The following is a 19120-nucleotide window of genomic DNA, read 5'->3' as shown; positions in this document are numbered from 1 at the left end:
ATATTAAACACAACTTAAAATTATAGAGATGAATAATCTTGATACGAAAACGATTTCGTTAGAGCACCTTGGAATCAAGAGCGACACGGTTCGTTATCAATTAACTTCTGACGAGTTACATAATTTAACTATAGAGAAAGGACAAGGAAAAGAAACTGTGTTTGGAGCTATTGCTGTCAATACAGGAGAATTTACAGGTAGATCTCCGATGGACAGATTTATAGTAAAAGATGATATCACAAAAGATGAAATTTGGTGGGGAGATATCAATATTCCTTTTGAGTCAGGTAAATTCGACCAATTATACGACAAGGTAACTGCATATCTTTCAGATAAAGAAATCTTTGTAAGAGATAGTTATGCTTGTGCAGACGAAAACTATAAATTAAACATTAGAGTAGTAAACGAATATCCTTGGAGTAACATGTTTGCTTACAATATGTTTTTACGTCCGACAGAAGAAGAATTAAAAGATTTTTCTCCAGAGTGGACTGTAATTAATGCACCAGGTTTTATGGCTGACGCTGCTATTGATGGTACTCGTCAACATAACTTTGCAATCTTAAACTTTTCTAGAAAAGTAGCTTTAATTGGTGGAACTGGTTATACAGGAGAAATTAAGAAAGGAATTTTCTCTGCATTGAACTTTATTTTACCAGTATACAAGAACACATTACCAATGCACTGTTCTGCAAATGTTGGTAAGGATGGCGATACTGCAATTTTCTTTGGATTATCTGGAACAGGTAAAACGACTTTATCTACAGATCCAAACAGAAGTTTAATTGGAGATGATGAGCATGGATGGACTGCTGAAAACACAGTGTTTAATTTTGAAGGAGGTTGTTACGCTAAAGTAATTGATCTTTCTCAAGAAAAAGAACCAGAAATTTACGGAGCTATTAAGAAAGGAGCAATTCTTGAAAATATTATCATGAATGATAAAGGTGAAGTAGATTTTGCAGATACTTCTATTACACAAAATACACGTGTAAGTTATCCAATTCACCATATTGAAAATATTAGAGTACCATCTACAGGAAAGAATCCAAAGAATATCTTTTTCTTAACTGCAGATGCATTTGGAGTGTTACCTCCAATATCTAAATTAACTCCAGCTCAAGCTGCTTACCACTTTATTTCTGGTTATACAGCTAAAGTTGCAGGAACAGAAGCAGGTGTTACAGAACCTGTGCCAAGTTTCTCTGCATGCTTCGGAGCGCCTTTTATGCCATTACACCCAACACGTTACGCTGAAATGTTAAGTAAAAAAATGACTGAAGCAAACGTAAATGTTTGGTTAGTAAACACAGGATGGTCTGGAGGTCAATACGGAGTTGGTTCAAGAATCGCTTTAAAATATACTAGAGCTATGATTAGCGCTGTATTAAACGGTGATTTAGGAAACTATACTTACGAAGATTATCATATCCATTCAGTATTTGGAGTAGCTCAACCTAGAACTTGTCCTGGTGTACCAGATAAGATTTTAAGTCCGAGAGCAACTTGGAATAATGATAAATTATACTATGATACTGCATTTAAATTATCAAATGCGTTCAGAGAAAACTTTAAAAAGTTCGAAGAATATGCTAATGAAGAAATCAGACGTGGAGGACCTCAACGTTATGGTTACTAACATATTTAGTAGTTGTTAAATATAAAAGCGGTTGTAGTCATACAATCGCTTTTGTTTTTTACAATTTTATGTAGCAAAAAACTCATTTACTATTGTAATGATTAACGTATAATTATTACTTACTTTTATATTAAAATTCAATCAAATGGTTATTCAAGGGAATATTGTAGATATTTTAAATAAAAAGATTTTTAAAGGAGAAATTGTAGTTGAAGAAGGAAAGATAAAATCGATAACAGAAAGTAATCATAACGTAGAGAATTATATTTTACCTGGTTTTGTAGATGCACATATTCATATTGAAAGTTCAATGTTAGTGCCTTCAGAATTTGCAAAAATTGCAGTAACTCATGGAACAGTAGCAACAGTTTCTGATCCGCATGAAATTGCCAATGTTTTGGGTGTTGCAGGAGTTGATTTTATGATTGAAAACGGAAAAAAAGTTCCTTTGAAATTTAATTTCGGAGCACCATCTTGTGTGCCAGCGACTTCTTTTGAAAGTGCAGGAGCAGTTATAGATTCTGATGATATTAAAAAACTTTTAGAAAATCCTGACATTAAATATTTAGCTGAAATGATGAATTACCCAGGAGTAATTTATGAAGATGCTGAAGTCATGAAAAAAATAGAATGGGCGAAGCATTATAACAAACCTGTTGATGGTCATGCACCAGGATTAAGAGGTGAAGATTTAACGAAATACATCTCAGCAGGAATTTATACAGATCACGAATGTTTTACTTATGATGAAGCTTTAGAAAAACTGCAAAAAGGAATGAAAGTAATTGTTCGTGAAGGTAGTGCGGCTAAAAACTTTGAAGCTTTAATTGATCTTTTACCAGAGCATTATGAAAACATGATGTTTTGTTCAGATGATAAACACCCAGATGATTTATTATTAGGTCATATCAATCAATTGTGTGAAAGAGCAGTAGCGAAAGGAATTGATGTGTTTAAAGTTTTACAAGCTGCTTGTATAAATCCGGTATCGCATTATAATTTAGATGTAGGTTTATTAAAAGAAGGAGATGAAGCTGATTTTATTGTAGTTGAGGATTTAGAGAAATTTAAAGTGCTGCAAACTTATCTTGATGGAGAATTAATTGCTGCAAACGGAAAATCAAATATTACATCTGTTGAATTCGAAATCTTAAATAACTTCGACACTGATAAAAAACAAGTTGCAGATTTCGAACTTAATTCTGCTTCAGAAAAAATAAGAGTTATTGAAGCCTTAGATGGAGAATTGGTAACAAATGAAATTGAAGCGAATTCTTTAATCAAGAATGGAAATCTAGTTTCAGATGTAGAAAATGATGTTTTGAAAATGACGGTTGTAAATCGTTATCAAAACTCAGAACCAGCTATTGCATTTATCAAAAACTTCGGATTAAAAGAAGGTGCGATTGCAAGTTCAGTAGGACACGATTCTCACAATATTATTGCTGTAGGAGTGTCAGACGAAGCGATCTGCAAAGCTGTGAATTTAATCATTGAAAATAGAGGAGGAGTTTGTGCGGTTTCAAATACTGAAGAAAAAATAGTATCGCTTCCTGTGGCAGGAATTATGAGTGATTTATCTGCTGAAGAAATCGGGAAATCTTATGCTGAATTAGATCAAATGGCTAAAGATTTAGGAAGTAAACTAAGAGCGCCTTATATGACTTTGTCTTTTATGGCATTATTGGTAATTCCTGCTTTAAAATTATCAGACAAAGGTTTATTTGATGGAAATACATTTAAGTTTACTTCATTAGAAGTTAAATAAAAAGCACTATTACTTTTTTAAAACAGCACATCGACTTTACATGAATCAATGTGCTGTTTTGTTATAACAATTTAATTAAAATTAAGTAGATGAATTTATATTAAATTTAATATCCAAGTTTCCTAAATTCCATATAGAACCAACTAAATTACCTCCAGAACCGTCCAATAATTCATATAATTTATCATTAAATGTAAATTGAAAATTATAAGGACCTCCCCAGTTTATTCCTGAATATATTAAAGAATAATCTCCTGAAGGAACTTTTATAGTGTATGTACCTGATAAATCTTGTTCAAGTCCATTCAATTTTATAGGTTCTGGTATGTTATTACTTCCACTATCTTCAATTTTTATATTAACATTAACCTTATTAAAGTTGCCACTTTTAATGTTACAAATTTCTACGGTTTCATTTTCGTTACTGTTATTTACAGCTATGATAATTAATTGGTTGTCGCACTTACTTACATTAATAATGTTATCCATAATTTCTAATTATTTTAATTAGAGACTTTGATAAAAGGATCCCATTGAAAGAAACCTAAATTATTACCGTGTTCATCTAAAAGTTGGAAAGCAACATAATATTGCACATCTCCTTTTTTAGTAAGCATTCCTGCGTAGCAATAATTTTGAAATTCAACTCCAGATGGAGCTACTGTAGCACTACCAACGTATAAGTCAATATCTAAATCTAAAGAAATTGGACTGATAATGTCTCCTCCAGAACCTGCTGTCCAGTTCATTAAAACAACATTACTAGAAGTACCACCTCCTGGACAAGTGATCATCCAGCGTACTGTGTCACCAATATTGGCTTGAATTGTTAATTCAGATTTTGCTTGGTCATTAACAACATAATCATTTGCAGTTATCATATAAATATACGCATCAGAAGCCGAATATGAACCCAAAGATGTTGGGTTAGATTTTGTACCTGCTGTTAATTTTCCACTTGTTATTGCTTCTCTTAAAGAAACAGTATCAACTACTGTTAAAATATCTATAGTATTAGACATGTTTTTTGTTTTTATACTCCTACTCTTGGGCTTTTCGGAATCCGCCACGTTTTTTTAAGTGAGGTCTGCTTCACTATAAGTTTGGTTGTCTTTTTATTGGAGGTAACTTTAAATTAATGTATCAGAACTTGATAGAGTTTTACATCCAACTTTTGATTTGACTTGAGTTGAAATACATTTTGCTAGCGTTTGATTTCTGAAGTGAAATTACTTGTAATGAGTGTAGTAAAGCTTTAAAATGGAATGAAGAGGAGTTTTATTTCCACGAAAAAGGGAAACAATGGTATAAAAATAAAATCTAATTTAAAGAATAGGAGTTATTAGCTTGTAAATATGTAAATAAGCGTAACTGTTTTATTTTAGGGTACGGAATTTCTTAATAATTTGTTTATAACGTTCACTTAATGTAATATGATGTTTCCCTTGTAAAATGATCAAATTATCCGAAGGAATAATTTCAATAATTTTATTGCTATTTACAATGTAGTTTCTGTGTGTTCTATAAAAAAAGTTAGTATCTAAAAGGTTTAAAATTTTAGTCAAAGAAATAAGGATTACAAACTTTTCTTTTTCCGTAATAATATTACAATATTTCTCTTCTACTTCAATATAAATAATATCAGAGAGTAATACTTTTTTGAGCGATTTTCCTTTTTTTATAAATAGACTGTCGTTACTAATAATAGTATCTTCTTCATCTGAAAAAAATACATCCGATTGCTTATAAAATTTTTCAATAGCCATTTCAATAGCATACAATACTTCCAACTCATTAAAAGGCTTTAATAGAAAGCTATAAGGTTTAGTGAGTTTTGCACGCTCAAAGATTTGTCTGTCTTTTGAACTCGTTAAGAAAACAAAAGGTTTAGCAGATTCTGGTATAGTTGTAATTGTTTCTGCAAATGTTATACCTTCAGGAATACCATTTAAAAAAATATCTACAATTAAAATGTCTACTTCTACTTTATAAAACAAAGCCAAAGCTTCTCGGAAAGTTGAGGCAACACCACTAATTTTATAATTGTTATCTTCTAAAAGCTTTACAAGCTTATTACTTTCGTCAACGGTATCTTCTACAATTAATACATTTATACGATCCATTAGTCATAATTTTTAGGTAATGATACTATGATTTTTGTTCCTTTTTCAAGAGTGCTTTCTATATTGAATTTCCCATTATTTTTTTGAATCATTGATTTTACCAGACTTAACCCTAATCCTGTACCAATAATATTTTTATGAACTTTTTTATTTAGTATTGTAGTTTCTTGTAGTAGTTCTAATCTAGTATGTTCACTCATCCCTAAACCAGTGTCTTCTACAATTAAACACCAATAGTTATTAGATTCTTTAGTGTAAAGAGATATTGATCCTTTAGGTCTTGAAAATTTAATAGCATTATCTAATAAGTTTCGCAGAATTAGTTTTAACGATTCTTGATCAACTGTAACTGTAGCTTTTTTAGATGTTTTGTTTTCAAAATGAATTTTTTTTTCACGAAATAAGCCTTTGTAATTATATGCCACATGTTCTACAATAAAAAATAAACGATGAGATTCTATATGAAAGTATCCACCATCTGTTTGAAGTAAAGCCCAGTTTAACAAATTATCTAACAAGCCATAAGCACCATTTACAATGCCGCTGTTTTTTTGTAATAAATCTTCTAAAACATTAATGTTTTTAGATTGTAAATTTTCTAGTAACACCCTATTACTAGTTTTTAAAGCATTTACAGAAGAACGCAAGTCATGACTCACAATTGAAAATAATTTATCCTTTGTTATATTTAATTCATTTAAAGTTTCTTTTTGTGAAGAAATTACTTTATTCGTTTTTACTTTTTCTCTATAAAAATAGGCGCTTGTTAGTAAGAGAATGAAGAGAATACCAGAAGTAAAAAACAAATTGTTACGTTCAACAGTTTTTAATTTATTTTCGGTCTTAAGTAACTTATTTTTAGTGGTGAATAAATCTATTTCCTTTTGTTTACCTGCCAGAGCAAGTTCTTTCTCTTTTTTTGCTACTTCGTAAATTTTATTCTGACTATTTATAATATCATGGTATTTTTCATATTCTTTTCTGTAATAGAGAGCAGATGTGTAACGGCCATAATTTTCTTCAATTATAGCCATATTTTTTGATGCTTTTCTTTTCCTTTTTAAGAAATCAATTTTTTTGTATTTAGTATTTAAACCTCTACTGCTATCATAGCTTATTTGTTTAGATAATTTATAAGCTTTTTTTAAATAAAGAAATTTAAGTTTCTTGTTTTTAAGATATAAATGAGCTCTGTTAGTATAATTGTCAATTAGTTTTAAAGTATCCTTTGTGCTTTGATTTACTTTTTCAAAATAATATTCTGCCTTATCAAATTGTTCTATTATAGAATAACAAGATGAAAGATTTTTATACATTGATTCTTTCTTAAAGTATTTCAATTCATTATTACTTTTCAGTGATAATGGTAAGAAATGTGTGATCGCTTCTTCATATTTATATAATGAGATGTTTATATAACCTAAATAGAATTCTTTAATATTATGAAACTTAAAATTAGGAGAGATTTTTGCTAATTGATTTTTGGCTTCTGTAAAAGCATTTTTTTTGAATAAACTTACTCCTCTTATGTAATGAACCAAATTTTTAGAGTGATGAATTGGCTTAAACTTAGAAAGATATTTTTGAGTGTATATTAACGTAGAATCCCATTTTTTCTCAGAGAAGAAAACAATCGCTTTGTTAAGTTCTGATTCAGATTTTATATTATTAGAATATTTAAGTATGTCTAAGTAAATATCGTTTTTATTCTGAGAAAAGATGAGAGTACTAGGTATTAACGTAAATAGGCAGGCAATAAATAAAGTCTTCAATAACATTAATCCATAATATTTATTTCATCGGAGGTTCATCAAAACTAACTTCTGTTCCTTCTGAAGTTTCAGTTCCCTGACCTTCAATCATCGTGTCATCTAATGAAGATTTTGTGTCTGTTAAATAAACCGTTTTAGGTTTATTAGCACCAAATAAGTTATTATCAATGTTTATAGTCCATTCATAAAGACGATTTGGAACTGAAGAGTGAGTAAATTTAAAAGAAACATATATGGTGCCTTTTTCTTTGAAGTAATATATTTCAGGAGTACCAGAATAATCTTCATCTATAGCAACGATTATAGATAAACGATCAGGGTAATAAATTGCACTAACTGGTTTGGCAACCAATATTTGATTTCCATTCTTATCTATACCAAAAGTAAAGTCACTATTTGGATATGTATTAGTAGATTTTGTTATTTTAATAGGAGTAATAATATTAGCTTCCATATGAATAAGAGTTTAATTAAATGTGAAAGATTATTAGCAAAACAACACATTATTTAAATACGTTAAAAGTTAAAAAACCTTAAGCGTAGTCTTTTCAGGGTATAAACGTTACTCGATTAAGAATGAATTAAAAACTGTTCAAGTAGTTTTTTAATAAGTATAATTCCTTTGTGTATAATTGGTTAAGGTTGTTTATTTTAGCTTCTTTACAAATCAAATAAAATCAGAAATAACAATTAAAAAGTGAGTCAGCAGTCTTTAATCTCAATACAGGCATTCGTTTTTTATTGATTAGCTTTGTGCCTGTACTAAGTGCCATAAATTTGAAGACAGAAAAAATCATATTAGGTATAGATCCAGGAACTTCCATTATGGGATTTGGAATTATTAAGGTTGTAGGAAAGAAGATGGAATTTGTTCAAATGAATGAATTAATCTTGAAAAAATATACAGACCATTATTTAAAACTAAAGCTCATTTTTGAACGTACTATTGAACTTATCGACACATATAAACCAGATGAAATTGCGTTAGAAGCTCCATTCTTTGGTAAGAATGTACAATCGATGTTAAAGTTAGGACGTGCGCAAGGAGTTGCAATGGCCGCGGGTTTATCTCGTGAAATTCCTGTAACAGAATATGCGCCATTAAAAATAAAAATGGCAATTACAGGTAATGGAAAAGCAAGTAAAGAACAAGTGGCTTTAATGTTAAAGTCATTATTAAATCTAAAAACCTTACCCAAAAATTTAGATGCAACAGACGGACTAGCAGCTGCGGTTTGTCATTTTTATAATTCAGGAGCTAAAGTAGGAGGCAAGAATTATACAGGTTGGGCTGCTTTTGTAAAACAAAACGAAAAAAGAGTAAAGAAGTAGTTTTGTATAACGTTGAAAAGTTTTTAATTTTTATTTGTGTAGCTTTTAGAAAAAAATAGTTTTAGATAACTGATAACTGATAACTGATAACTGATGAGTGGAATTTACATTCATATTCCGTTTTGTAAGCAGGCGTGCTATTACTGTGATTTTCATTTTTCTACTTCTTTAAAAAGGAAGGAAGAAATGATAACTGCAATAATTACAGAGTTAATATTGCGTAAAAATGAGTTTGATAATGAAGCGATAAAAACGATTTACTTTGGAGGAGGAACACCAAGTGTACTCAGCCAAACAGAAATTGATCGTATTATCAAATCAGTTTACGATAATTATAAAGTTATTGAAGAACCTGAAATTACTTTGGAAGCGAATCCAGATGATTTAACTTCCGAAAGAATTGAAAACTTAGCAAGTTCTTCTGTAAATAGATTAAGTATAGGAATCCAATCTTTTTTTGAAAAGGATTTAAAACTAATGAATCGAGCACACAATGCAGAAGAAGCAAAAAGAAGTTTGTCTCAGGCTATTCAGAAGTTTGATAATATTTCAATTGATTTGATTTATGGTATTCCCAATACTACAAATGAAGAGTGGCGAGAGAATATTCATACAGCTTTATCTTACGGAGTTCCACATATTTCAAGTTATGCATTAACTGTTGAGCCTAAAACAGCTTTAGAAAGTTTTATTGAAAAAGGAATTATAGATAATGTTGATGATGAGTTAGCACAAGAACAGTTTTTAATTTTAGTTGATGAATTAAATAAAGCAGATTTTCAACATTATGAATTATCAAACTTTGGAAAGGAAGGTTTTTTCAGTCAGAATAATTCAGCGTACTGGCAAGGGAAAAAATATTTAGGAATTGGTCCGTCTGCTCATTCTTTCAACGGGAAACAACGAGGATGGAATATTGCTAACAATGCATTATATATCCAAAAAATAACTACTGGTGAATTACCAATTGAGGTTGAAAAACTTTCTGTAACAGATTGTTATAATGAATATGTTATGACAGGTTTACGAACGATTTGGGGAGTTTCTTTTCAGAAAGTAGAAAAAGATTTCGGAGGAAAATATTTGGCGTATTTAAAAATGCAAGCCGAAAAATTTATTCTTGAAGATTTATTGTATATTGAAAATGAAACACTAAAAACGACACGAAAAGGAAAGTTTTTAACCGACGGTATTGCTTCCGATTTGTTTAAATTAAATTTATCTTGATTGCAACAATTCAGTATAATTCAAAGAAATATCAAATAGATATATCGAAGCCAATAGATATTTCCATTCCTATTGATACTACTAAAGATAATGTAAATGCGTGGTATTTAGATGATCCTAAAATTTATGCTGAGCAATTTGGTGATGAAGTAATTAAAGTTTCAGAAGGAGCACCAGTTAATTTCAACACGATTCAATTCAATCCGCATTCACATATCACACATACAGAATGTGTTGGGCATATAACCGAAAAAGTACATTCTATTAATGAAAATTTGAAACGTTTTTTCTTTTTAGCTGAGGTTGTTACCGTAGCTCCAGAAACTCTAGGAGAAGACGAAGTAATTTCTAAAAAACAATTACAAGTTGTTTTAGGGAATAAAAAAAGAGAAGCAATAGTAATTAGAACTTTGCCTAATTTAGAAACAGAAAAAAAATCTAAAAGATATTCAAATACCAATCCTCCATATTTGTTAGAAGAAGCGGCTATTTACCTAAGAGAAAAGGGAATTGAACATTTATTAATTGATTTGCCATCTGTAGATAAAGAGAAAGATAACGGACTGTTATTAGCTCATAATGCCTTTTGGAATACCCAAGGTAAAATTCGATTGGATGCTACAATAACTGAGTTTATTTTTGTTTCAAATGCTGTTAAAGACGGTGTGTATTTTTTAAATCTAATGGTAGCACCATTCGAAAATGATGCTACGCCTAGTAAGCCTGTATTATATAAAATTTTAAACTAAACTTTATAAACGCCTATACGACAAGTTCGTTTTCTTATTCCTTATTTATTGGTAAACTCTAGAGATAGAATTAGAAATGAGAACCTGAATTAGCAAGCATTTAATACTATTATTTTTGATCTAACCAATTATTTTCTTTCAACGAGACAACCGATGTTTCAATAATTTCAGAAAGATTACTTCTGTATTTATTGAATAATCCAGCGATAAAAATATTTTTTTCAGGAATACTAATGTAAAAAGCTTTAAATCCTCCTTGTGAACCAGTGTGTGAAAACATATTAACTCCAAGTTCTTGAGGTATTGGTTTTCTAAAAACTCCTTCTTGACCAATAAACCAACTGTAACCAACATTAGGAGCTATAGAATCTTTCCATGTTTTAGGATGGTAAATTTCTCTAGATTTTTGAGTTAATTCTTTACCTAAAAATACATTGTTGAGTAAAGCTTCTTCATATTTAGCTAATTCTAAAACTGTACTCCAAATTCCACCATTTCCAGAAGCAGCAAAAGTAGGGATTTCACCATAGTCAGCTTCTTGGTATTTATTGTTTTCATCTTTATAATATGCGTGAGCAACTCCTTGCTCAGGATGTGGTCCATCTGTAATCGTACTTGTTTTCATTCCAGAAGGCTCAAAAATGTTTTCTTTAATAAAATCTTGCCATTTTTGTTTAGCAACTTGTTCAACAATTAAAGCCAATCCATTATAAGAAGGATTTGAATATTGAAACTTTTCTCCGGGTTGAAAGTTCAAAGAATCGGCACGTTTTATAGGTTCAAAATTAGCAGTGTCTTTAGCCGTTAGGAAAAATTCATAATTATTTCGTACATCTCTAAGATCTGGTAACCCCGATGTATGCGATAAAAGATGTTTGATTTTTACTTTTTGAGCAATCTCTTTGTTGTCAAAATCTTTAAAATATTTATAAATACTATCTTCTACAGAAAGTAGTCCACGTTCTTGTAAAATTAAAATAGCATTAGATACAAATGTTTTAGAAATTGATCCCGTATTAAAAACGGTATTTTCAGTAATTTTCTTTCCGGTTTTAAGATTCTCAACACCGTAATTTTTTAAGAAGACAATTTTACCATCTTTTTTTACCAGCAAAGATCCTCCAGGTTCATTTTCTTTAAAAGTATTAGAAAGAACACTGTCTAAGGTTTGAGTTAAATTTTCAGTGTATTGATTTTTCTTTTCTTTTTGATTACAAGAAACTGTAACAATAGCAATTAAGACGAACAAAAGTTTTTTCATAGAATAAGTTATGTAAGGTTGATTAATTTATGATTGCAATTTAAAAAATAATTGAGAATCATCTATCCTCTAATGTTTTCTTGAGTATTTCCCCAAACACAGCAATACCTGTAGGGATAATTTCATCAGGAAAATCGTAAGAAGGATTATGCAATGGAGCTGTTTGTAAACCAGAACCTAAACCAAACATTCCAGTTTTATAATGTCTAGAAAACCAACCAAAATCTTCACCAAATTTAAAGGGATAACTACGTTCTTCAATATTGAAATGTAAGTTTTCAGCAGCGTCTTTTATAATACTATTGCAATCTAAATCATTTTCACTGGCAGGAAAGTGCTCTAGCCAATTCATTTCATGTTTTAATTGATGTTGTTTACTGATTTGATTGATGATATTTAGAATTTGAGTTTTCAGTTGTTCCATTGTTTTTAGACTCCAAGTTCTAATTGTGTAATGGAGTTCAGCTTCGCCAGGAGAAATTCCGTAATTAGCTTCTCCTATTCTTATATGAACTGGAGTTAATACTTGAAAATTTTCAGCATTAGGATTACTAATATTCAATTTGTCTAATTCCTGAGTAAGTTCTGCTATTCCTAAAGTAGGATTAATTCCATTTTGAGGTTCTGCAGCATGAGAAGCCAAACCTGATAATTTTAAAACAAAGCTTTCTACTTCAGCAGAAAATCCATTTTTCATTGTGATTACAGTGTGTAAATCAACTCCAGGAATGTTATGAAGTGCAAAAATATAGTCGATATTTAATGCTTTAAATTTTACATCTTCTAACATTTCGTAAGCTCCTTTTCCTGTTTCTTCAGCAGATTGAAAAACCAGAACAACCCGACCTTTTTTAAAATTTTGTTCTTTCAACCAAAAAACTAATCCAGCAACCATTGCCATGTGCCCATCATGTCCGCATTTATGTGAAACACCTTCAAAATTAGATTTGTATTCAAAACCATTTTTTTCAATAATTGGTAACGCATCTAATTCACAACGAATAGCAACAGTATTTCCTTCGGTTCCAAAATTATACAGAACGGCAAAACTTGGACCTCCAATTTGAGATATAAGTTCACCAGGATAATTTTTATGAATAAAATCTTGAACTCTCTTCGCAGTTTTAAATTCTTGCCCTGAAACTTCAGGGAATTGATGAAGCTTTCTTCGAAGTTCAGTTAGTTTAGCATGCATACTTAATTGTAGTTTTTTAAAATATTTGGCGAATTTGATTTTAAAACTACTTAAATATTTTGTAGAAATTAAGAGGTAAGGTGTTTTTTATAATTTACTATGATTGAAATAAAGATATCAATATCTCCGCTAGTTATCACAAAGAGGTTTATTGTTTATATAGTTCAAATACGCCATAATGTAGAAGAACTCCAAATGTGCCTGAGTTAGTTTGAATAGTGTCATTACCCACAGTAATTAGTTTTTTGGGAGTAGTTTTACAGATAAATAAATTTCCTCCATCTAAACACTTTATTTTGTTTTTTTTGTGTAAGATTTCCCATTCAAACTGTTTGTATTCGTTTTTATCTTCTGTAACTATAAAAGGGCGTAAGATCTTTTTATCTTCTTTATTATGAATATTCTTCATAACCCAACGAAATGTGTTGGATTTACCTACCAAATCATCTTCTTTATTGTAAGGCAATTTTACTTTTTCAATAGTATAAAACTGTTTAGGATGAATACTGTCTGTCTTTTTTCCATAAGCTTCTAATTTATAAATACCACTCCAATAATCTTTTGCTATTTGAGCAGTAAGATTTTGGTTGAAGTATAGCGTAATTAGAATAAGTAATAATATCTTTTTCATGTAATAGTAATTGTAAAGGCTAGTTAAAGAAAAGTAACTAGCCTTTTTAGATTATTTAAGACACCATTTTAACTTTAGATGCAGTTAAGTTTGGATATTTTTCGCCTAACGTTTGAAAGAAACTTTTTGAAATCACATTAGCAATCATTGTATTTTTTGTGTAGCTACTATCACCCATTTCATAAGGTAACATAACTTTATCATGTGCTTGAATTATCAAATTGTCTTTTCTATCTTTAAAAGTAATAGCAAAAACATTAATCATGTTTTCTTCCTTGTTCAATTTCGCGCTTATAAAATCAGTAACACCACTAGCCAAATCCACTCCTTTTTTAGGTCCTTTGTATTCTATTTTAGCATTTGCCAGTTGTGTTTCTGTGAAAGTGATATGAGTTTCTAAATCGCCATCAACATTAGCTGCTAAAAAATGTAATTCGTTATCACTAAATACTAGGTGTGCTGCAGTCTCAACTCTTCTGTATTTTGCCTTTACACCAACAACAGCCCAAGCTACACTTTTAGCTGCGTCTACTGCTGCATTTTTAGCCTTGTCTTTAGTAGAAATTGCAATGCTAGCATCTGTAAAAGAATGAATTGGTTTGTCTTTTAACCAAACTTTTAAATAATCTAGTTGGTTTTCAGTTAAAATATCCATGTATTTTTGAAGGTTGTTTTTAACTTCATTTTCATCAAAATCAGCTGCAACAGCTTTTGTTTTTTGCATCATATACTTGTAATAGAAAAAAGATCCAACACAAAGCACTGCTACAATTATAAAAGATTGAAACATAGTAATAAAATTTTAGTTCTTATATAGTTCGATTTAAAGATAAGAAGTTGATTTTAAATCTAGTTTGCAAGTCAATAGTTTGTCTATATTGAGTTTTTATTTGTAGTATTTTAGAGTAAATTCGATTTTAATTCAGTGACTATTTATTTAAAAGTGTAATTTCGTATTTATGGAATTATTATTTTTTGGATTGGCTTTAGGAGCTATTGTTTCTTATTTTATTTTTCAAAAGTTTTCTCACGTGAAAAAGAGAAACTTAACAGAAAGTCAGTCTGTAATTTTATTAGATAAGATAAAAAAGGTTACGAAATTAATTACTGTTGAAGGCGATTTTGCAGAGATTTATCATCATGAAGATACACAGGGTAAATTTTTAGGATTAATTTCTAGTAAGAAAAAAGCAATTATCCTAATTAATGCAAAAACACATATTGGTTTCGATTTTAGAAAGATTAAAATGGAAGCTGACACAAAGAATAAAACAATTAAATTATCTGATTTTCCTCAACCAGAAGTGTTATCTGTAGAACCTAATATTCGTTTTTACGATATACAAGATGGTTTTTTAAATAAATTTAATTCAGAAGATTTAACAAAAGTTAATCAAGCAGCAAAAGAACACGTACTTCAAAAAATACCAAATAGTAATTTGATGCAAGCTGCAAATCATGAGGCTATAGAAGCTATTGCTTTGATGAAAAATTTGATTGAAGCCATTGGATGGAAGTTAGATTATTCGGCACTTGAACTACCAAGTGGAAACATGAAATTATTAGAATAATGCATATAGAACAACTTAGAGAATATTGTATTCGTAAGAAAGGAATTACAGAAAATTTTCCTTTCGATGATGTTACTTTAGTATTTAAAGTAATGGGAAAGATGTTTGCTTTGGTTGGTTTAAATCACTGGGAAAAAGGGGAAGAGAAAATAAATTTAAAATGTGATCCTGAAAAATCTGAAGAACTTAGAGGCGAATATGAAGGAATTAATCCAGGATTTCATATGAACAAAAAACATTGGAATACAATAACTATCAATCAAGATGTTCCAGATGAGTTAGTCTTTGAGTTAATAGATCATTCTTATGATTTGGTAGTGAAAGGATTAACAAAAAAGTTAAAAGAAGAATTAAAAAATCTTTAATGATTTTTTCGATATTGAGAAGGAGTCATTTTTTTTACTGCTAAAAATTTTCGATTAAAATTAGATAAACTGCTATATCCTGATTGATATGCAATTTCATTAATTGCAGTTTCTTTATTTTCTAAAAGTAATTTACAAGCATTTTCTACACGAAGCTCATTTAAAAAAGTAAAATAGGTTTTATTAGTTCGTTTTTTAAAGTAGTTGCAGAAAGCGTTTTTAGTCATGTTTGCTTTTTCAGCAATACTATTTAAATCAATTTCAGAATTAAAATTATTCATAGTGTAGTTCATAATAATTTGCATTCTTCTACCATGATTTTCAGTATATTTCTTAGGGTAAATAAACTTTGAAAGTGATTCAGTATTTATATTGTTAAACTCTTGTAATAGCTTAAGAAAAATAATAAAACGCTCTAAGTCAGAACTATTTTTCAAAGCATGAAAATGTTGAGATATAACTGTATTTGGAGTGCCAATTTTAAAACCATTTACAGTTTTTTTTAATACGTTTTCTAAAGATTTAAAATCATCTAAAGCAAAAAAATCTTGCCCAAAAGATTGTTCTGTAAAAAATAAAGATATCATAAAAGAATTCTCAGAAGTCTCTAAATCACTTTTGAAAAGATGAGGTAAATTACTTCCTATAATAAATAGATCGTTGGTGTAATATTGATGAATAGTGTCTCCAACAACTAAAGTTCCCTTTCCACTTACAATATAAGAGATTTGAATCTCTTCATGTTGATGAAATTTATCATAAAAGATTCCTTTGTCTTCTTGGTAAATTAACCCCAGATTTTTGGGTTTCGGAATCTTAAATGGTAATGCTTTCATGATAGTTTGCTATGTACAATTAAATATAAAATTAATGTATTTTAATCAGTATCATTTATAAATGATTAATATAGTATTAGTTTTGAGTAATTTTGATGTTTTTAAATGTATACGTCTCCAATAATTTTGTCATAAAAAATATAAATTATCATGGCAATAGAATGGAGAGGAGTTATGCCTGCCGTAACGACTAAATTCACATCAGATGATCAATTAGATCTTAAAACGTTCGAATTAAATATAAATGCTCAGCTAGATGCTGGAGTACATGGAATTGTTTTAGGTGGAACTTTAGGAGAAGCCAGTACTTTATCTAATGAAGAAAAAAGTGAACTTACACAAACAACAGTAAACATAGTAAACGACAATGTTCCTGTTTTAATTAATATAGCAGCGCAAACTACAAAATCTGCTATTGCAGCAGCAAAAAAAGCAGAACAAGACGGAGCCAAAGGATTAATGATGTTGCCACCAATGCGTTATAAAGCAGACGGAAAGGAAACTGTTGCATATTTTAAAGCAGTAGCCGATAATACTTCATTGCCAATTATGGTGTATAATAATCCAGTTGATTATGGTATAGAAGTTACTTTAAATATGTTTGAAGAATTGTTGTCTTGTGATAATATTGAAGCGGTTAAAGAATCTACTCGAGATATATCAAATGTTACTAGAATTAAAAATGCTTTTGGTGATCGATTAAAAATAATGACAGGTGTAGATACACTAGCTTTAGAAAGTTTGTTAATGGGAGCTGACGGTTGGATTGCTGGTTTGGTTTGTGCTTTTCCTAAGGAAACTGTAGCTATATATGAGTTACAAAAAGCAGGGAAAATACAAGAAGCTATCGAGATTTATAGATGGTTTTTACCATTGTTAGAATTAGATATAAATTCTAAATTAGTTCAGAATATTAAATTGGCAGAAGTTGCTACAGGAATAGGAACTGAAAATGTAAGAGCACCTCGATTACCGTTAATTGGAGAGGAGCGAAGTAAAGTACTTCAAATTATTGAAGAAGGACTTAAAAACAGGCCATCACTACCAAATTATAAAAGTTTATAAAACCATGATTACTGGAAAAAATCATATAGGAAATCAATTGTCTTCTTTAGGAACTGTTAGATTTAAAACCATAAATCCAGAATTAAATAAAGAAAACGAGTTTGAATATTTTCAGGCGACTGAGGAAGAGATAAATCAAGCTGTAGATAAAGCAGAAGAAGCTTTTCATAGTTATAAAAATTATTCTGGAAAACAAAAAGCTGAGTTTTTAAGAACAATTGCTGACGAGATAGAAAGCTTAGGAGGCGATTTAATAAACACATATTGTTCTGAGACAGGTTTACCTACAGGAAGAGCTATTGGTGAAAGAGGAAGAACAGTTTTTCAATTACGCTCTTTTGCAGATTTAGTAGAAGAAGGTTCTTGGGTAGAAGCTTCTATAGATACTGGAATTCCAGATAGAACTCCAGCACCGAAACCAGATTTAAGAAAAATGAGTATTCCACTTGGTCCTGTTGTGGTTTTCGGAGCAAGTAATTTTCCATTAGCGTATTCTACAGCCGGTGGAGATACAGCAGCAGCTTTAGCTTCCGGTTGCCCAGTAATTGTAAAATCACATCCAATGCATGCAGGAACAGGAGAGTTAATTGCAACTGCAATTGTGAAAGCTGCTGAAAAAACAGGAATGCCAAATGGAGTTTTTTCAAATATTAATGCGAAAGATTATTCAGCGGGACAACAATTAGTGAGTCATCCAAAAATAAAAGCAGTTGGATTTACTGGAAGTATTAAAGGAGGAAGAGCTTTACTAGATATTGCAGCTAAACGAGAAGAACCAATTCCTGTTTTTGCAGAAATGGGAAGTATAAATCCAGTGGTTTTATTACCAAAAGCATTAGAAAATAGAAGGAATGAAATAGCAAATACATATGCAGGATCTATAACATTAGGAACAGGACAATTTTGTACAAATCCTGGTTTGATTTTAGGAATTGCGGGAGAGGAATTGTCTGGTTTTATTGAAGAATTAGGATCAAAAATTAAAGAAATAAATCCTTCTTGTATGTTACATCCAAACATTCATGGAGCTTACGAGAAAGGAAAGCAACAAGCGATGAATCAAAACGATGTAACGATTGTGGCTAATTTAGATGAAGAGATTCAAACGAATTATGCTTCTCAACTAGTTGCAACCGTTTCCGGAAAAACGTTTCTAGAAAATTCAACGTTACATCACGAAGTTTTTGGTCCATTTTCAATTGTAGTTCAATGTGAAAATTTGGAACAGTTAGAGGAGATTATTTCAAGTTTAGAAGGACAGCTAACAGGAACTATCATTTCAGATGACAATGAAATTTCGAACTATTCTGAGTTAGTTGCGAAAATGCAAAACAGAGTAGGACGATTAATTTTTAATGGAGTTCCAACTGGAGTTGAAGTATGTCCTTCGATGGTACATGGCGGGCCGTATCCTGCTTCTACAGATAGTCGTTTTACCGCAGTTGGTGTGAATTCTATAAAACGTTGGGTTCGTCCATTTAGTTATCAAAATTGGCCAAATGAGTTATTACCAGACGAATTAAAAGATGAAAATCCATTAGGAATTTCACGAATAGTAAACGGACAAACAAACCAAGTTTAATCAA

General features: G+C 30.3%; 19 protein-coding genes. 9 read left to right on the top strand and 10 right to left on the bottom strand.

What is annotated here, in order from left to right:
* The first annotated feature begins 28 nt into the window (after positions 1–28).
* Complete coding sequence (gene pckA / locus AQ1685_RS17820) at positions 29–1639, top strand: phosphoenolpyruvate carboxykinase (ATP) (RefSeq protein ID WP_095074375.1); 1611 nt, start codon at positions 29–31, stop codon at positions 1637–1639.
* A 145-nt stretch (positions 1640–1784) separates the two neighbouring features.
* Positions 1785–3407 (top strand): adenine deaminase, encoded by a 1623-nt coding sequence (gene ade, locus AQ1685_RS17815; protein WP_095074373.1) that lies wholly within the window; start codon positions 1785–1787, stop codon positions 3405–3407.
* A gap of 81 nt (positions 3408–3488) precedes the next feature.
* On the opposite strand, the gene AQ1685_RS17810 is transcribed toward ade, so the two are convergent.
* From AQ1685_RS17810 to AQ1685_RS17790, 5 genes are all read right to left on the bottom strand, one after another.
* A complete protein-coding gene (locus AQ1685_RS17810; protein ID WP_095074371.1) occupies positions 3489–3896 on the bottom strand; it encodes a hypothetical protein in 408 nt (135 codons plus the stop codon).
* Positions 3897–3910: 14 nt separating this feature from the next.
* Positions 3911–4429: an AidA/PixA family protein gene (locus AQ1685_RS17805; RefSeq protein ID WP_095074369.1), complete on the bottom strand. Its 519-nt coding sequence runs from the start codon at positions 4427–4429 to the stop codon at positions 3911–3913.
* A 354-nt stretch (positions 4430–4783) separates the two neighbouring features.
* Positions 4784–5530, bottom strand: coding sequence for a LytR/AlgR family response regulator transcription factor (locus AQ1685_RS17800; protein ID WP_095074368.1), 747 nt, complete (start codon positions 5528–5530; stop codon positions 4784–4786).
* The gene (locus AQ1685_RS17795; protein WP_095074366.1) at positions 5530–7308 is read right to left on the bottom strand and encodes a sensor histidine kinase; all 1779 of its coding nucleotides are present in this window, start codon (positions 7306–7308) and stop codon (positions 5530–5532) included. Before AQ1685_RS17795 ends, AQ1685_RS17800 begins: the two co-directional genes overlap by 1 nt.
* 13 nt (positions 7309–7321) lie before the next feature.
* Positions 7322–7756, bottom strand: a complete 435-nt coding sequence (locus AQ1685_RS17790; RefSeq protein WP_095074365.1) for a hypothetical protein — start codon at positions 7754–7756, stop codon at positions 7322–7324.
* A gap of 323 nt (positions 7757–8079) precedes the next feature.
* On the opposite strand from AQ1685_RS17790, the gene ruvC reads away from it, so the two are divergent.
* The 3 genes from ruvC to AQ1685_RS17775 all read left to right on the top strand — a co-directional run bounded on the left by ruvC (position 8080) and on the right by AQ1685_RS17775 (position 10610).
* Positions 8080–8634, top strand: a complete 555-nt coding sequence (ruvC, locus tag AQ1685_RS17785) for a crossover junction endodeoxyribonuclease RuvC (protein WP_095074363.1) — start codon at positions 8080–8082, stop codon at positions 8632–8634.
* A 93-nt stretch (positions 8635–8727) separates the two neighbouring features.
* The gene (gene hemW, locus AQ1685_RS17780; RefSeq protein WP_095074361.1) at positions 8728–9861 is read left to right on the top strand and encodes a radical SAM family heme chaperone HemW; all 1134 of its coding nucleotides are present in this window, start codon (positions 8728–8730) and stop codon (positions 9859–9861) included.
* Positions 9858–10610: a cyclase family protein gene (locus tag AQ1685_RS17775; RefSeq protein ID WP_095074359.1), complete on the top strand. Its 753-nt coding sequence runs from the start codon at positions 9858–9860 to the stop codon at positions 10608–10610. Before hemW ends, AQ1685_RS17775 begins: the two co-directional genes overlap by 4 nt.
* Before the next feature lie 109 nt (positions 10611–10719).
* On the opposite strand, the gene AQ1685_RS17770 is transcribed toward AQ1685_RS17775, so the two are convergent.
* The 4 genes from AQ1685_RS17770 to AQ1685_RS17755 form a co-directional block, all read right to left on the bottom strand.
* Positions 10720–11871, bottom strand: coding sequence for a serine hydrolase domain-containing protein (locus tag AQ1685_RS17770; RefSeq protein WP_095074357.1), 1152 nt, complete (start codon positions 11869–11871; stop codon positions 10720–10722).
* A gap of 58 nt (positions 11872–11929) precedes the next feature.
* On the bottom strand, positions 11930–13066 hold the full coding sequence (locus AQ1685_RS17765; protein ID WP_095074355.1) for an amidohydrolase: 1137 nt from the start codon (positions 13064–13066) through the stop codon (positions 11930–11932).
* Positions 13067–13214: 148 nt separating this feature from the next.
* Positions 13215–13697: a hypothetical protein gene (locus tag AQ1685_RS17760; protein WP_095074353.1), complete on the bottom strand. Its 483-nt coding sequence runs from the start codon at positions 13695–13697 to the stop codon at positions 13215–13217.
* 55 nt (positions 13698–13752) lie between these two features.
* Positions 13753–14487, bottom strand: coding sequence for a hypothetical protein (locus AQ1685_RS17755; RefSeq protein ID WP_157730272.1), 735 nt, complete (start codon positions 14485–14487; stop codon positions 13753–13755).
* 169 nt (positions 14488–14656) lie between these two features.
* Between AQ1685_RS17755 and AQ1685_RS17750 the strand changes: the two genes are divergently transcribed.
* Positions 14657–15268 (top strand): DUF4230 domain-containing protein, encoded by a 612-nt coding sequence (locus tag AQ1685_RS17750; protein ID WP_095074350.1) that lies wholly within the window; start codon positions 14657–14659, stop codon positions 15266–15268.
* Complete coding sequence (locus tag AQ1685_RS17745; protein ID WP_095074349.1) at positions 15268–15633, top strand: MmcQ/YjbR family DNA-binding protein; 366 nt, start codon at positions 15268–15270, stop codon at positions 15631–15633. Before AQ1685_RS17750 ends, AQ1685_RS17745 begins: the two co-directional genes overlap by 1 nt.
* Here AQ1685_RS17745 and AQ1685_RS17740 read toward each other — a convergent pair.
* The gene (locus tag AQ1685_RS17740) at positions 15630–16469 is read right to left on the bottom strand and encodes an AraC family transcriptional regulator (RefSeq protein WP_095074348.1); all 840 of its coding nucleotides are present in this window, start codon (positions 16467–16469) and stop codon (positions 15630–15632) included. The genes AQ1685_RS17745 and AQ1685_RS17740 overlap by 4 nt on opposite strands.
* A gap of 150 nt (positions 16470–16619) precedes the next feature.
* On the opposite strand from AQ1685_RS17740, the gene AQ1685_RS17735 reads away from it, so the two are divergent.
* Both AQ1685_RS17735 and AQ1685_RS17730 read left to right on the top strand, forming a co-directional pair.
* Positions 16620–17534 carry a dihydrodipicolinate synthase family protein gene (locus tag AQ1685_RS17735; RefSeq protein WP_095074346.1) on the top strand — a complete coding sequence of 305 codons (915 nt, stop codon included), beginning with the start codon at positions 16620–16622 and terminating at the stop codon, positions 17532–17534.
* A gap of 4 nt (positions 17535–17538) precedes the next feature.
* A complete protein-coding gene (locus tag AQ1685_RS17730; protein WP_095074344.1) occupies positions 17539–19116 on the top strand; it encodes an aldehyde dehydrogenase (NADP(+)) in 1578 nt (525 codons plus the stop codon).
* Positions 19117–19120 lie beyond the last annotated feature (4 nt).

Origin of the sequence: Tenacibaculum jejuense (assembly GCF_900198195.1) — a bacterium.
In the GTDB taxonomy this organism is placed as follows: domain Bacteria; phylum Bacteroidota; class Bacteroidia; order Flavobacteriales; family Flavobacteriaceae; genus Polaribacter; species Polaribacter jejuensis.
Note: the sequence above shows the minus strand (reverse complement) of the source record. Positions and strands in the feature narration are given on the sequence as shown.